Source organism: Stappia indica, assembly GCF_020177335.1.
GTDB classification, from domain to species: Bacteria; Pseudomonadota; Alphaproteobacteria; order Rhizobiales; family Stappiaceae; genus Stappia; species Stappia indica_B.
On sequence record NZ_JAIVMG010000014.1, the window covers coordinates 13575 to 28209 of the forward strand.

A 14635-nucleotide genomic window follows, 5' to 3' on the forward strand; every position below is an offset into this window, starting at 1 on the left:
AAGCGAAAGCGATGTGGGAGTTGGGACGCCCGGTGCGCCGGGCGTCAGACCGCCGAGGCGGCGCTGGCGATCACCGTGAAGACATTCTCGTCAAGCACCTTGCTGATGCCGGCAAGGGTGGTGAGGATCGCCACCGAGATCAACCCGACCATCAGGCCGTATTCCAGCATCATCTCACCGGACCGGTCCTTCAGGAAGCGGTTGGAGAGACGGATAAGCCGATCGCCGCGACCGCACATGGTCTGTGTGATTGATTGCATCTGTCGCGCCTTTTATCTGCACATCCCGCGATGGCGATCGGCACGGCGTCTCGGCTCAGACCAGATCCATCAGATGCGGAACAAGCGGTTCGTCCGCGGCTGGCATCGGGTAATCCCGAAGCCGCACCGGCCGCACCCACTTGATCGCCTGACCTTCCTGTCCGGCCACCGTGCCCGACCATCGTCGGCAGACGTACAATGGCATCAGCAGGTGAAATTCCTCATAAGCGTGACTGGCGAACGTGAGCGGCGCGAGGCACTCTTTCTTAACCGTGATGCCGAGCTCCTCGGCCAGTTCCCGGATCAGCGCCTCCTCCGGGCGCTCACCGGCCTCGACCTTTCCGCCGGGAAATTCCCACAATCCGGCCATTGCCTTTCCGTCCGGCCGCTGCGCGATCAGGACCCGGTTGTCCACGTCCAGCAGAGCGCAGGCGGCGACAAGCAGAAGCTTCATGTTCGATCTCGTTTCGTTTCGGGACGGAAGGGAAAGGGTTTGCTCACCATATGGCGGGAAGGTCAACCGCCGTCCGGTGGCGCGCGGTAGTGATAGCGGTAGGCCTCGGAAAATCCGAGCGCGCGGTAAAGCGCCCGCGCCGGTGCATTTTCCGCCGTCACCTGCAACCAGGCCTCACGGCAGCCCGCATCCGCGCCATGGGCAAGACAGGCCCGCACCATCGTCCGGCCGAGCCCCGACCGGCGGCAGGACGGCGCCACCGCCAGATCGTAGATGCCCAAGAGGTCCCGGTCGGCCACCGCCACGGCGACCGCTGCGGGCGCCCCCTCCCTCGTCCGCGCGACAAGGCAGATCAGATCGGCCGCCACCCGCTCCAGCGCAGCCCCAAGCCGGGACAGCGCCAGCGGCGCCACCGCCGCCGGCCGGGTGCCCCCCGTGGCGCCGAAGGCGACCAGCCAGTCGGCCAGCGCCACCCGCTCCACATTGGCACCGACGCCGGATGGATCCGCATCGGCGTCAATCACCCGGCTCCAGACACCGGTTTCGCCGATCCGCGCCCAGCCCAGCGCGTCCACATGGCCGGTGAGCGCCTGCGGCACCAGCGGCGTCCAGCGCAAGTGGAAGTCCACCCCGGCCCTGGCGAACACCGCCCGCGCCGCCGCAAGCCGGGCGGCGCAGTCCGCGCCATCCGCCGGATCGAACACATTCAGCGAATTGACCCGGCGCGCCGGGTTGCCCGGCGACAGACGCAGGAACCACTGCCCGTCGAGCAGCAGCCGGTCGCTTGGAAAGCCGTTGAGATTGGCTTCCTCCAGCGCCCGCACCCGGGAAAGCGGCACCGCCGGCGCCGCCACCCCGGATCTATCCGCCTCAGGAGCGATAGTCGCCATTGATGGTCACATATTCCTTGGTGAGGTCGCAGGTCCAGACCGTCGCCGTTCCCTCGCCAAGGCCCAGATCGACCCGCACCGGAATGGTCTCGCCGCGCATCACCGCGGTTGCCGCCTCTTCCGAATAGTCCGGATCGCGCTCGCCTTCGACGGCAACCCGCACATCGCCGAACCAGATCGCCAGCCGGTCCCGGTCGGCCGGCTCGCCGGCCTTGCCGACCGCCATCACCACCCGGCCCCAGTTGGCATCCTCACCGGCGACAGCGGTCTTCACCAGCGGCGAGTTGGCGATGGAAAAGGCGATCCGCTTCGCCGAGGCATCGCTCTCCGCGCCCGTGACAGTCACCTCGACGAACTTGCGCGCGCCCTCGCCATCCTTGACGACCATATGCGCCAGGTCCCGGCTGAGCTCCGCCAGCGCCTGCTTGAACGGCTCAAGCCGAGGATCGGCCACCTCGCGCACCGGGTCCCCACCGGCCGTACCGGTGGCGAACAACAGCACCGTGTCGGAGGTCGAAGTGTCACCATCGACGGTGATGGCGTTGAAGGACTGCCCGACCGCATCGGCCAGCAGCGCCTGCAGCACCGGCGCGGCGATCGGTGCATCGGTAAACAGGAACGACAGCATGGTCGCCATGTCCGGCGCGATCATCCCCGCGCCCTTGGCAATGCCGTTGAGGGTCACCGCGACGCCGCCCAGATCGACCCGGCGGGTCGCGACCTTGGGAAAGGTGTCGGTGGTCATGATCGCCTTGCCGGCCTCCAGCCAGCGGCCCGCATCCGCGCTGGCGGCCCCGGCCAGATCATCGATCACGCCCCGGAATTTCTCCGCGTCCAACGGCTCGCCGATGACACCGGTCGAGGCGAGATAAACCTCCTCCGGTGCGCAGCCCACCGCCGTTGCCGCCAGCTCGGCCGAAAGCGCGGTGGAGGCCGCCCCCTTCTTGCCGGTGAAGGCATTGGCATTGCCCGAATTCACCATCAGCGCCCGCGCCTTGCCGCTGGCCAGATTGGCCCGGCACCATTCGACCGGCGCCGAGGGGCAGCGCGAACGGGTGAACACGCCGGCAACCTCCGCCGGCGCGTCGAACACTGCCAGCAGCACGTCGGTACGATCCGCGTATTTGATGCCCGCTGCGGCGGTCGCGAAACGAACGCCGCCGACCGCCGGCATTTCGGGGTAGGACTTGGGAGCAAGGGGAGAAATCGCGTCCGACATCTGGGGGCCGCCTTTCCGGAAGTTGGCAGGTGCTAATAAAAAAGCCCGCCCCGCATCAGCGGGACGGGCTCTTCTCACCACCGGTGAGAGCGCTTGTCAATTTCCGTCTTTGGCCGGCTTTTCGTCGGCCGCAGGCGCATCGCCATCCGCTGGGGCTTCGCCTTCAGCCGGGGCGCCCGGCTCGGTGGCCACGATCTCGATGGTCGTGTTGGCCTTCAGCTCGTCCATCAGCGCCGCATAGCGCTCGCGCAGGAGGTCCTGACGCAGCCGCTCCTGGACTTCCGACAGCTCCGGCGCCGCCTGGGTGCGCACGTCCTCGACCTTGATCACATGCCAGCCGAACTGGGTCTCCACCGGGTCCTTGGTGTAGCTGCCCGCCTCCAGGGCGAACGCCGCATCCTCGAATTCCTTGACCATCCGACCACGGGTGAAATAGCCCAGATCGCCACCGCTCGGACCGGACGGACCGGTCGACTTTTCCTTCGCCAGATCGGAGAAGTCCCGGCCGCCATCGAGCTCGGCAATCGCCGCGACCGCCTCATCCTTGGTCTTGAGCAGGATGTGGCGCGCCTTGCGTTCCTCGTCGCCCTTGAAGTCGGCGAATTCCTTGTCATAGGCCGCCTGGACGTCCGTGTCCGTGACCTTGTTCTCCACTTCGCGGACCAGAAGCGCATTGCGCAGCGCCCGCATCTTCAGGAATTCGACCTGACGCTTGAAGTCCTCTTCCTCGGCAATGCCGGCGGCGGCGGCCGCATTGGCCATCACCTTCATGTCAACGACCACATCGGTCAGCACCTTGCGCCACTGGGTCGGCGGCACCTGTGCCAGCTGGGCCGAAAAATCACGGGACGCAAAGGCGATATCCGCTTCGGTGATGGTGGTGTCCCCCACCTTGGCGACGATTTCACCCGGCTCCTGGGCGAGGGCGGGCGAAGCGGCGATGCAGGCCACGAAGGCGGCGGCAAAAGCACCGCGCCGCAGCGGGCCGGCGGAAATGCGTGTCATATCTGTTCCCTTTTCGGCTTGGTCCGGGGTCCGGTCACCCAAGCGCCCCGTGTCGTACAGGCAAACTCGCCGAAACACGTGACGTTGACAACCTTCTGACCCCCTCTTATCTGTCGGGCGTCCCTGTCGTTACGGCCGGACAGCCCCATTCAAGCGTGCGTTCCTCTCCCGCGACAATACGGCGGATCTGAGGCCGACGTTCGCATGTAAAGTCAATCTGATCGTCGGGTCGCCGCCTGTGCACTGCCGGGCGGCACCTGCTTCACGGAAGGACCGCCACATGGCCGGCCTCGGCGCACTCGCCAGAAAGCTCTTCGGATCCGCCAACGACCGCCGCATCAAGCAGATGCGCGCCCGCGTCGCCGCCATCAACGCGCTGGAGCCGGAGTTGCAGGCCCTGAGCGACGATGAGCTGCGCGCCCGCACGGACATGTTCCGCAAGCAGATCGCCGACGGCACCAAACTCGACGCCCTTTTGGAGCCGGCCTTCGCCACCGTCCGCGAGGCCGCCCGGCGCGTCCTCGGCCAGCGCCATTACGATGTGCAGCTGATCGGCGGCATGGTGCTGAACTCCGGGCAGATCTCCGAGATGCGCACCGGTGAGGGCAAGACCCTGGTCGCGACCCTGCCGGCCTATCTCAACGCCCTGACTGGCAAGGGCGTCCACGTGGTCACGGTCAACGACTACCTCGCCCAGCGCGACGCGGAGTGGATGGGGCGGGTCTACCGCTTCCTCGGCCTGACCACCGGCGTGATCGTCCATGGCCTGACCGACGAGCAGCGCCACGCCGCCTATGCCGCCGATGTCACCTATGGCACCAACAACGAATTCGGTTTCGACTACCTGCGCGACAACATGAAGTACGAGCGCGAATCGATGTGCCAGCGCGGCCATCATTTCGCGATCGTCGACGAGGTCGATTCGATCCTGATCGATGAGGCGCGCACGCCGCTGATCATTTCCGGCCCGCTTGAGGACCGCAGTGACTTCTACAATCTGGTCGATGCCTTCATCCCGCATCTGACCGACGAGGATTTCGAGCTCGACGAAAAGCAGCGCTCCGCCACCTTCACCGAGGCCGGCAACGAGAAGCTTGAAAACCTGCTGCGCGAAGCGGACCTTCTGAAGGGCGAGAACCTTTACGACGTGGAGAACGTCTCCGTCGTCCATCACCTTCAGCAGGCGCTGAAGGCGCACAAGCTGTTCCAGCGCGACAAGGACTACATCGTCCGCAATGGCGAGGTCGTCATCATCGACGAGTTCACCGGCCGCATGATGCCCGGCCGGCGCTATTCGGAAGGCCTGCACCAGGCACTGGAGGCCAAGGAAAAGGCAAACATCCAGCCGGAAAACCAGACGCTGGCCTCGATCACCTTCCAGAACTACTTCCGGCTCTACGAAAAGCTCTCCGGCATGACCGGTACCGCCCAGACCGAGGCGGAGGAGTTCGGCGACATCTACAATCTGGAAGTCGTCGAGATCCCGACCAATGTCAGCGTCAAGCGCATCGACGATGACGACGAGGTCTACCGGACCGTCGACGAGAAATTCAACGCCATCGTCGAGCTGGTCGATGACTGCAAGGGACGTGGCCAGCCGATTCTGGTCGGCACCACCTCGATCGAGAAATCCGAGCTCCTCGCCTCCCATCTGAAGAAGGCCGGCTACCGCCAGGTCGACGTCTCCGATCCGGAGGCGTTCAAGCCCCTGTTCGACGGCGACAGCGGAACGAAGAAGGAAAAGGTCTTCGCCGTTCTCAACGCCCGCTACCATGAGCAGGAAGCTTCGATCATCGCCCAGGCCGGCCTGCCCGGCGCGGTGACCATCGCCACCAACATGGCCGGTCGCGGCACCGACATCCAGCTCGGCGGCAACGCCGACATGCGCATCGAGCATGAACTGGCCGACATGCCCGAGGGCGAGGAACGCAGCGCCCGCGAGGCGGAAATCCGCGCCGAGGTGGAAGCCCGCAAGCAGCAGGCGCTGACCGCCGGCGGCCTTTACGTGATCGGCACCGAACGGCACGAAAGCCGGCGCATCGACAACCAGCTGCGCGGCCGCTCGGGCCGTCAGGGCGATCCCGGCCATTCCAAGTTCTTCCTGTCCCTGCAGGATGACCTGATGCGGATCTTCGGTTCCGACCGCATGGATGGCATGTTGCAGAAGCTCGGTCTCAAGGAAGGCGAGGCGATCGTCCATCCCTGGATCAACCGGGCGCTGGCCAAGGCGCAGCAGAAGGTCGAGGCGCGCAACTTCGACATCCGCAAGAACCTGCTGAAGTTCGACGACGTGATGAACGACCAGCGCAAGGTGGTGTTCGACCAGCGTATCGACCTGATGGATGGCGCCGCGGTGGCCGAGACCGTCACCGACATGCGCCACGACGTCATCGAGGATCTGGTCGCCCGGCACATTCCGGAAAAGGCTTATCCGGAACAGTGGGATACGCAAGGGCTACAGGATGAAGTCCGCCAGACCCTCAATCTCGATCTGCCGATCGTCGACTGGGCCAAGGAAGAGGGCATCGCCGACGAAGAGGTGATCGAGCGCCTGAAGAAGGTCGCCGACGAGACCATGGCCCGCAAGGTCGGCCAGTATTCGCCCGACATCATGCGTCAGGTGGAAAAGGCCGTCCTGCTCCAGACCCTCGACCATCTGTGGCGCGAGCATCTGGCCAATCTGGACCATCTGCGCTCGGTGATCGGCTTCCGTGGCTACGCCCAGCGCGATCCGCTGCAGGAGTACAAGACCGAGGCCTTCACCCTGTTCGAGAGCATGCTGGCCAACCTGCGCCAGGCGACCACCGCCCAGTTGATGCGGGTGGAGCTGGTGCAGCAGGACACGCCGAGCCTGCCCGCCGACGGCGAGTTGCCGGAGATGCAGGCCCAGCATCTGGATCCGACCACCGGCGAGAACGAATTCGACCAGGCGGCGATGGCACCTCTGCCCGCCGGCGGCGCCCGCGACCCGGCCAACCCGGCGAGTTGGGGCAAGGTGGGGCGCAACGAAGCGTGCCCCTGCGGCTCCGGCAAGAAGTTCAAGCATTGCCACGGCGCGCTCGCCTGATCGCTTGGCCGCCGGCCCGGCACATGATCTGATCGAACGGCGGGCCCTCCGGTCCGCCGTTTTTCGTTTGCGGGCGGTGAGGCGGGCGCGCCCATGGGCGAGGACAGGCCCAACAAGGACAGGCAATGCAGACGACCCCGGTACTTGAAGCCATCGAGGACTGGCTGATTCGCGAGGCGCTCGGCGACCCGGACACCGCCGAGATGTTCGCCGGTCTATGCCAGCGCATGAACGCCAGCGGCATTCGCGCCGAGCGGGCGATGCTGTCCTGGGCGACGCTGCACCCGCTGATCGAGGCCGAAACCGTGCTCTGGATGGACGGCGGCGGCATCGAGCTCGCCCAGCATCGGCATGAGGACGCCAACAGCGACGAATGGCTGAACAGCCCGATCCGCGCCATGCTGGAACGCGGCGACCTGCGTCTCAGATGTCCGCTTTCCCGGAGCAACGCCCCCTTCGACTACCCGCTGTTTCACAGCCTGGCCGATCAGGGCTTCACGGATTATCTGGCCATCGCGACGCCCTTCGCCCTGCCGACGGCCCAGGAGGTCGGTGCCAGCGGCATTATCGTCACCTGGGCGACCCGCGCGCCCGAGGGCTTCGACCAGACCACCATCGAGCAGATCGAGTATCTGCTGATGCGTCTGGCGCTGGCCTGCCGCGCAACGATCCAGACCCGGATCGCCCAGACCCTGGCGGACACCTATCTGGGTCGGCGCGCCGGCTCGCAGGTGCTGGCCGGGCGGATCCGCCATGGCGACGGAGAATCCCTCGACGCGGTGATTTTCTACACCGACCTGCGCGGCTCGACCGCCCTTGCCGAACGGCTCGACCCGGATGCCTACCTGCGGCTGCTCAATGGCTATTTCGATGCCGCCGCCGGCGAGGTGATGGCGCGCGGCGGCGAGGTGCTCGACTTCATCGGCGACGCGGTGCTGGCGGTGTTCCCGATCGAGGCGGAGGGCCTTGGCCCCGCCGCCCGGCAGGCGCTGGCGGCGGCACGGGCGGTGCATGCGCGGCTCGCGGCCTTGCCCGTGCCCGGCGCGACGCCGCTCACTTGCGGCATCGGCCTGACCTGCGGGCCGGTGATGTTCGGCAACATCGGCGTACCCGACCGGCTGACCTTTTCGGTGATCGGCCGCACGGTCAATGCCGCCGCCCGGATCGAGGCGAAGACCAAGGAGCTGCGGGAGCCGGTTCTGGTGACGGAAGAGGTGGCCGCCGCCGATCCCGCCAGCTTCCGGGGCGTCGGCCGCTTCGCCCTGACCGGGGTCGACCGACCCGTCGAGCTGTTCGCCCTGCGCACGCCGGCCGTCGCATCCGACCCGGCGCCCCGCTAAGCCGTTCGTTCCAGACTGGTCGTGCGGTGTTTCAGAGCTCCCCAGGCAATGAGACCGGCGGATACGATAACCGCAGCGAGATTGTAGATCATCGCTCCGGAGAAGGCGGCGGCATGGCGCGACACCTGTGCGGTTCCGTCGCCGGCATCCGTCCCCAGAAGGCCGACGAAGAAGATCCCGACGATGGAGACGCCGAACGCACCGCCCACCTGCTGCAGGGTGGCAACGCCGCCGGCCGCCATGCCGGCATGGCGCTCGTCGACCATGCCGATCACGAGATTGAGCAGCGGCGTCATCGACAATCCCTGACCGATACCGACCAGAATGAAGGCCGGCAGTACGGACGAAAGGTCGCTTCGGTCGCCAAGTCCCGAGGTCATGACAATCAGCGCCGCCAGTCCGGCGGCATAGACCAGCATGCCGCCGGCGATCCCGAGCGGGCCGAGGCGCGCCTGGATCTTCGGCGCCGCCCAGGAGGCAACAACGAAACCGCCACTGGCCGGGGCGAACACCAGCCCGGCCTCGAACGGCGTCAGGCCGAGGCCGGACTGGATCAGCAGCGAGAAGCAGAGAAACAACGAGGTTGACGTCGAGTAGATCAGCAGGACCACAAGGGACCCGGCCGAAAAGTCCCGGTTGCGAAACAGCCCCAGATCAACGGTCGGATCGCCGCCCTGCTGCATGACACGGGCTTCCCAGAGCACGAACCCCGTCAGCACCGCGACAGACGCCGCCATGCTGGCCCAGGTCCACAGCGGCCAGCCGCTGGCCGGGCCTTCGAGCAACGGCAAGAGCAGCAGAAGCAGCCCTGCGGTGGCAAGACAGATCCCCGCCCAGTCGACGCCCAGGGCACCCGGTGCGCGCGATTCCGGCAGGCTGCGGGCCAGCACTGCGGCGGCAAGCCCGACCGGCAGGTTGACCAGAAAGATCATCCGCCAGCCGAGACCGAGAATATTGGCCTCGATGAGAACGCCGCCCAGCACCTGACCGGCGATCGCCGCGAGCCCCAGCGTCATGCCAAGCAAACCGAAGGCGCGGCGGCGGCCCGCCTCGTCATACATCACCCGCAGCAACGCATAGACCTGTGGGAACAGGATCGCCGCCGTTGCCCCTTGCAGGCCCCGGGCCACAATCAGCGAGGCGGCATCGGGAGCAATCCCGCACAGAAACGAAGTCAGCGCGAAACCGACCATACCGACCGCGTAGAGGCGCCGCCGGCCATAGCGGTCGCCCAGCCGCCCGCCGGCGATCAGGAGCACGCCGAAGGCCAGCGCGTAGCCGGCGACGACGAGGCCGATTTCAGCAAAACCGGCGCCAAGATCGGCCTGCATCGGCGGGATGGCGACATTGACGACAAACAGATCGAAGACGGTGATGAAGCCGCCCAGCAACAGGGTGGGCAGTGCGAGCCGCGAGGGACGCGATTGAGACAGGCATGGTCGGGCGCTGTGCGAAGCGTGGTCGGTGGTCATGACAACTCCATTGGTGTTGGCGTTGCCTCGCACATCAGTTAGACCATTACTATGGAACAAGTTATCGTATTACAATGAGCGACATGCCCGGCAATCGCCTTGACCGCACCCGTGCCGAACTGGCGGATTTCCTGCGACGGCGCCGGGAGAGCCTGTCCCCCCTCGATGTCGGCCTACCCGCCGGCAAGAGGCGGCGCACGCCTGGCTTGCGCCGGGAAGAGGTCGCCGCGCTCGCCGGCGTCGGCATCACCTGGTACACGTGGCTGGAGCAGGGACGCGCCATCTCGGTGTCATCCGCCTTTCTGGACAATGTCGCCCGCGTGCTGATGCTGGATGAGATCGAGCGACGGCACCTGTTTCTGCTCGCCCATCAGCGGCCACCGGCAATGACCGGGCAGGCCTGGTGCGAGTTGCCGCCCCTGGTGCGGCGCCTGCTCGATGACCTGACGCTGCGCCCCGCCTATGTGGCCAACCTGCGCTGGGACGTCACGGGTTGGAACGCTGCGGCGACGCGCCTGTTCGGCTTCGCGGAGCGCGATTCGTCTGAGCGGAACATGCTGTGGATGCTGTTTGCCGATGATCGGCTGAACAGCCGTATCGCCGAGTGGGAGCTGCAGGCACCGCAGGTGCTGGCCAGCTTCCGGCGAGACTTCGCGCAAGCGCCCGAGGATGATGGCATGCTGGCGCTCGTCGCCGCGCTGGAGCGGGTATCACCCACCTTCAAGACCCTGTGGAACCGGCACGATGTCCACGGCCGCTGCGAGGGGCGCCGAAGCTTCCTCGTCGACGGTATCGGCCCGGTGACCTTCGAACACACGTCCTTTATCGTCGACCAGGAAAAGCATTTGCGACTGGTCTTCTACGCCGCCGAGCCCGGTCGGGACACCACCGCCGCATTCGAGGCAGCAATGCGCCAGGAACCGGCCCGGAGCGCAGACTGAGCCCCGGCGCCGCTGTCATCTGCGGCGCCGAGGGAGCGTCAAGACGTCAGAGAACGTTGACCTGGGCGCCCACGGACACCCGGTTGTAAAGGTCTTCCACATCCTCGTTCAGCATGCGGATGCAGCCGGAGGACACCGCCCGGCCGATCGACCAGTCCTCATTGGTGCCATGGATGCGGAATTCGGTCGCGCCGAGGTAGAGCGCGCGGGCGCCCATCGGGTTCTTCGGGCCGCCCGGCATGTAGCTCGGCAGCTTGCGGCCCTTCTTGCGCTCGCGGACGATCATTTCCTGCGGCGGCGTCCAGCTCGGCCATTTCGCCTTGCGCGACACCTTTTCCCGGCCCGACCAGGTGAAGCCCTCGCGGCCGACACCGATGCCGTAGCGCACCGCCTTGCCGTCCGGCAGCACGTAGTAGAGATAGCGCTTGCGGGTATCGACCACCACCGAGCCGGGCTTTTCCGAGGTGCGATAGCGCACGGTGGTGCGCTTGTACTTCTCCCGCACGATCTTGCCGGCGGCCTGCGGCGTGATCTTGTGCGTCACCCAGCTGCGCGACACCGGATCGAACACCTTCTCGGTCATCGCCTCAGCCATCGGCATCGACACGGCGACGGTCAGAGCCGCCGCCGCCAGCATTTTCGAGATTCTCATTGCAAGTCCCTTGCCCACCAAGTGCCGCGCCATCCCGGCGCCGATTTCAACCCAAGATTACCGCTGATTTCCTGTTAAACATTAAACGTCGGGGCCGCCACCTTCCCGACGGGCGAGCAAAGCTTCCACCTCGGCGCGGCGCGGCAGCGGTGCCACCGCGCCATAGCCGCCGACCGCGAGCGCCGCCGCCGCATTGCCATAGCGGGCAGCCTCGCGCGCGTCGCCCGTTTCCAGATAGCGGGCGAGAAAAGCGCCATCGAAGGCATCCCCCGCTCCGGTCGCGTCCACCGCCGCCACCTTGTGCGGGGCGATCAGGTCCGAGCCGCTGGCGTCGGCAACGAGCACCCCGTCCCCGCCCAGCGTCAGCGCGACGATACCTGCCCCCCGGGCCCGGAACCAGTTGGCGATCTCCGCCGGCGCCTCAAGCCCGGTGATCTGCCGGGCGTCATCGAGGCCGGGCAGCAGGATGTCGCAAAGGGGAACCGTCGCGGTGATGATCGCGCGCGCCCGGGCGAGCGGCCACAGCGAAAGGCGCAGGTTGGTGTCGTAGGAGATCAGCCCGCCGGCATCCCGCACGACTTCAATGGCGGCGAACACGGTATCGCAAGCGCTCGCCGAAATCGCCTGGCTGATCGCCGAGACATGCAGCGCCCGGGTCTGGCGCAACAGCGCCGGATCGAGGTCCTCGGGAGCCATCCGCGCCGCCGCCGAGCCCGTCCGCCGGTAGCTGAAGGCATGGCCCTCGGCGCCATGGGTGACGAAGTAGATCCCGGTTTCCGCCCCCGGCATTCGCCGCACCCCGGCGTCCGAGACCCCTTCGGCGCGCCATAGCGCATGCAGCATGTCCCCGAAGGCATCGTCTCCGGTGGCGCTCACATAGCCGGTCCGGGCGCCGCTGCGGGCGGCCGCAATTGCCGCATTCGAGGTATCGCCGCCAAATCCCTGCCGATAGGCCTCGCCGGTCGATGCCTGATTGAACTCGACCATCGCCTCGCCGAGGCACAAAAGATCCACGCTGCGCTTCCTTTCCGGCTCGCCTTTTCAATCGATTGAAAGTGAGTGCCCCGGCGCTCCCCTGCCTGTCAAGCATGCGGCGGGCCGCAGCGAGTGGTTCAATCGTGAAGGCTTTCCACCTCGCGATCCGGCCCAACTCGTGGCACAACGGAAGGGATCGGGGCGGGCAGGGAAGCGAGGGGCAGGACCCTAGCATGACAGGCGATGCGACAGCCGGCGCCCTGCCGGCAACCGAATATGGTGCGACCAACAGCGGCCCCCCGGTGGTGTTTCTGCATGGCTTTGCCGCCGATGCCCTCACCTGGGCCCCGGTGCAGAAATCCCTGGCCCGGAGCCACCACACCCTTGCCCTCGACCTTCCCGGTCACGGCCGGGCGCTGGACTGGCCCCGGATCGGCAATGCCGCCGTTTCCGCCCGGGCGGTGGCCACCACACTCGACCTGCTCGGGCTCGACAAGGTGCATCTGGTCGGTCATTCCATGGGCGGCACCACGGCGGCGCTGATGGCGCTCGACCGCCCGGAGCGGGTCGCCAGCCTGACCCTGCTCGCGCCGGGCGGCTTCGGCCCGGAGATCAACCACCGCCTGCTGCGCCGCTTCGCCGCCGCCGTGGAAGCGGAGGAACTGGCAGACCTGCTGGAACAGTTCTTTCATCCGGATTTCCGCCTGCCACGCCTGATTGCCCGGCAGACCGCTGCGGGCCGCGCCCGACCCGGCGTGCGCGAAGCCCTGATGCACATTGCCGAGAGCCTGATCGACGGCACCTCGCAAAAGGTGTTGCCGCATGAGGAGATCGCCGGGCTGCCGGCCCCGGTCAAGGTGATCTGGGGCACGCAGGACCGGGTGGTTCCGGCCCATCAGGCAGACGGATTGCCGGCGCAGCTTTCCACCCACCTGTTCGAACGGATCGGCCACATGCCGCATCTGGAAATGGCGCGGACGGTCTGCCAGCTCATCCATCAGCAGACCGCCCAGGGCTAGGGTCAGGCGGCCGGCAACAGGTCGTCGGTAAAGGGTTTGCCAATGGCCCGCCGCGCCATCATATGCGAGCGCGGATGGTTGACGCTGTCGGCGGCGATCAGCCGGCCATCTGCCAGATAGGCGACATAGAACCCGCCGCCTTCCGCCGGATCGCCGACGACCCGCACCTCGTCATAGCCTTCGGACAGGCCGGCGATCTGCAGCTTGATGGCATACTGGTCCGACCAGAACCACGGCACCGGATCGTAATCCTCCTCCGCGCCGGTCAGTGCCGCCGCCACCGCCTTGGCCTGGTCGATGGCGTTCTGAACGCTTTCCAGCCGGATCGAACGGCCATAGCGGCCGGAGAAGAACCGGGTGCAATCGCCGGCGGCATAGATCGCCGGATCCGATGTCTGGCCCGCGCCATCGACCAGAATGCCATCGTCCACATCAAGGCCGGCAGCCGCCGCCAGCTCATCATTGGGCGCCGCGCCGACGGCGACCAGCGCCAGATCGCAGGCGATCTCCCGGCCATCGGCCAGCGTGACCGCGCGCACATGATTGCTTGCGTCGCCGGCAAAACCGTTGATCCCGGTGCCAAGCATCAGCTCCACGCCATTCTTTCGGTGCAGCTCCTCGAAAAAGGCGGAAAGCGCCGGCGAGACCACCCGCTTCATCACCCGATCCTGGGCCTCGACCACCACGACCTCGTGCCCAAGACTGCGGGCGACCGCCGCCACCTCCAGGCCGATATACCCGGCGCCGACAATGGCAATCCGCCCCGGCCGCAGCAGAACCGGACGCATCGCCTCCACATCGGCGATGGTGCGCAGGCTGACCACCCCGGAGAGCTCCGCCCCGGGCAGGGAGAGCGTGCGCGGCCGTGTGCCGGTCGCCAGCACCAGCCGGTCATAGCCGACCGTCTCGCCATCCGACAGCGCCAGCTCGCGGGCGGCGCGGTCGATGCCGGTCACCTCCACATCGAAGCGACACTCGATCCGGTTCTGTTCGTAAAAGGCCGCCGGCCGCAGGTGCAGCGCCTCGTCCTCGATGGCGCCGGCGAGATGTTTCTTCGACAGGGGCGGGCGCTGGTAGGGCGGGTGCGGCTCCTCACCGATCAACACCACCTCCCCCTCGAAACCGCCCATCCGAAGCGACTGGGCAACCTGGGCGCCAGCCTGTCCGGCGCCGACAATCACGATGCGATCCTGCATGGAAACCCTCTCGGTTGTTTTCCTGTCGCCTAACATGGGGTTTGGGAAAAGACCATGCACGGCAAGGCCCGCGCGACAAATGGAACCGGCGCAGGGCGCCACCGTCATGCGCAGGCAAGGCGGTCATCCTCCCTCATCCGCTGGG

At 66.8% G+C, this 14635-nt stretch carries 13 protein-coding genes; 4 read left to right on the forward strand and 9 right to left on the reverse strand.

Going from position 1 to position 14635, the window contains the following annotated elements; all coding sequences use genetic code 11:
- Positions 1-44: 44 nt before the first annotated feature.
- The 5 genes from LC062_RS17250 to LC062_RS17270 all read right to left on the reverse strand — a co-directional run bounded on the left by LC062_RS17250 (position 45) and on the right by LC062_RS17270 (position 3828).
- Entirely contained in the window at positions 45-260 is a 216-nt protein-coding gene (locus LC062_RS17250; protein WP_224912269.1) for a Flp family type IVb pilin, read from the reverse strand.
- 55 nt (positions 261-315) lie between these two features.
- Positions 316-714, reverse strand: coding sequence for an 8-oxo-dGTP diphosphatase MutT (gene mutT, locus LC062_RS17255; RefSeq protein WP_224912270.1), 399 nt, complete (start codon positions 712-714; stop codon positions 316-318).
- 62 nt (positions 715-776) lie between these two features.
- Positions 777-1604, reverse strand: a complete 828-nt coding sequence (locus LC062_RS17260; protein ID WP_224912271.1) for a GNAT family N-acetyltransferase — start codon at positions 1602-1604, stop codon at positions 777-779.
- The gene (gene argJ, locus LC062_RS17265) at positions 1585-2823 is read right to left on the reverse strand and encodes a bifunctional glutamate N-acetyltransferase/amino-acid acetyltransferase ArgJ (RefSeq protein WP_224912272.1); all 1239 of its coding nucleotides are present in this window, start codon (positions 2821-2823) and stop codon (positions 1585-1587) included. Before argJ ends, LC062_RS17260 begins: the two co-directional genes overlap by 20 nt.
- A gap of 96 nt (positions 2824-2919) precedes the next feature.
- Positions 2920-3828 carry a peptidylprolyl isomerase gene (locus LC062_RS17270; protein WP_224912273.1) on the reverse strand — a complete coding sequence of 303 codons (909 nt, stop codon included), beginning with the start codon at positions 3826-3828 and terminating at the stop codon, positions 2920-2922.
- 280 nt (positions 3829-4108) lie between these two features.
- Between LC062_RS17270 and secA the strand changes: the two genes are divergently transcribed.
- Complete coding sequence (gene secA, locus LC062_RS17275; RefSeq protein ID WP_224912274.1) at positions 4109-6895, forward strand: preprotein translocase subunit SecA; 2787 nt, start codon at positions 4109-4111, stop codon at positions 6893-6895.
- Positions 6896-7020: 125 nt separating this feature from the next.
- Positions 7021-8235 carry an adenylate/guanylate cyclase domain-containing protein gene (locus tag LC062_RS17280; protein WP_224912275.1) on the forward strand — a complete coding sequence of 405 codons (1215 nt, stop codon included), beginning with the start codon at positions 7021-7023 and terminating at the stop codon, positions 8233-8235.
- On the opposite strand, the gene LC062_RS17285 is transcribed toward LC062_RS17280, so the two are convergent.
- Complete coding sequence (locus LC062_RS17285) at positions 8232-9707, reverse strand: MFS transporter (protein ID WP_224912276.1); 1476 nt, start codon at positions 9705-9707, stop codon at positions 8232-8234. The genes LC062_RS17280 and LC062_RS17285 overlap by 4 nt on opposite strands.
- A gap of 74 nt (positions 9708-9781) precedes the next feature.
- Between LC062_RS17285 and LC062_RS17290 the strand changes: the two genes are divergently transcribed.
- Positions 9782-10648: a helix-turn-helix transcriptional regulator gene (locus tag LC062_RS17290; protein ID WP_224912277.1), complete on the forward strand. Its 867-nt coding sequence runs from the start codon at positions 9782-9784 to the stop codon at positions 10646-10648.
- Positions 10649-10694: 46 nt separating this feature from the next.
- Here LC062_RS17290 and LC062_RS17295 read toward each other — a convergent pair whose 3' ends face one another.
- Positions 10695-11300, reverse strand: a complete 606-nt coding sequence (locus LC062_RS17295; protein ID WP_224912278.1) for a L,D-transpeptidase — start codon at positions 11298-11300, stop codon at positions 10695-10697.
- 81 nt (positions 11301-11381) lie between these two features.
- Entirely contained in the window at positions 11382-12314 is a 933-nt protein-coding gene (locus LC062_RS17300) for a sugar kinase (RefSeq protein WP_224912279.1), read from the reverse strand.
- Positions 12315-12508: 194 nt separating this feature from the next.
- Between LC062_RS17300 and LC062_RS17305 the strand changes: the two genes are divergently transcribed.
- Positions 12509-13294 carry an alpha/beta fold hydrolase gene (locus tag LC062_RS17305; protein ID WP_224912280.1) on the forward strand — a complete coding sequence of 262 codons (786 nt, stop codon included), beginning with the start codon at positions 12509-12511 and terminating at the stop codon, positions 13292-13294.
- Positions 13295-13296: 2 nt separating this feature from the next.
- Here LC062_RS17305 and LC062_RS17310 read toward each other — a convergent pair whose 3' ends face one another.
- Positions 13297-14490 (reverse strand): NAD(P)/FAD-dependent oxidoreductase, encoded by a 1194-nt coding sequence (locus LC062_RS17310; protein WP_224912281.1) that lies wholly within the window; start codon positions 14488-14490, stop codon positions 13297-13299.
- Positions 14491-14635 lie beyond the last annotated feature (145 nt).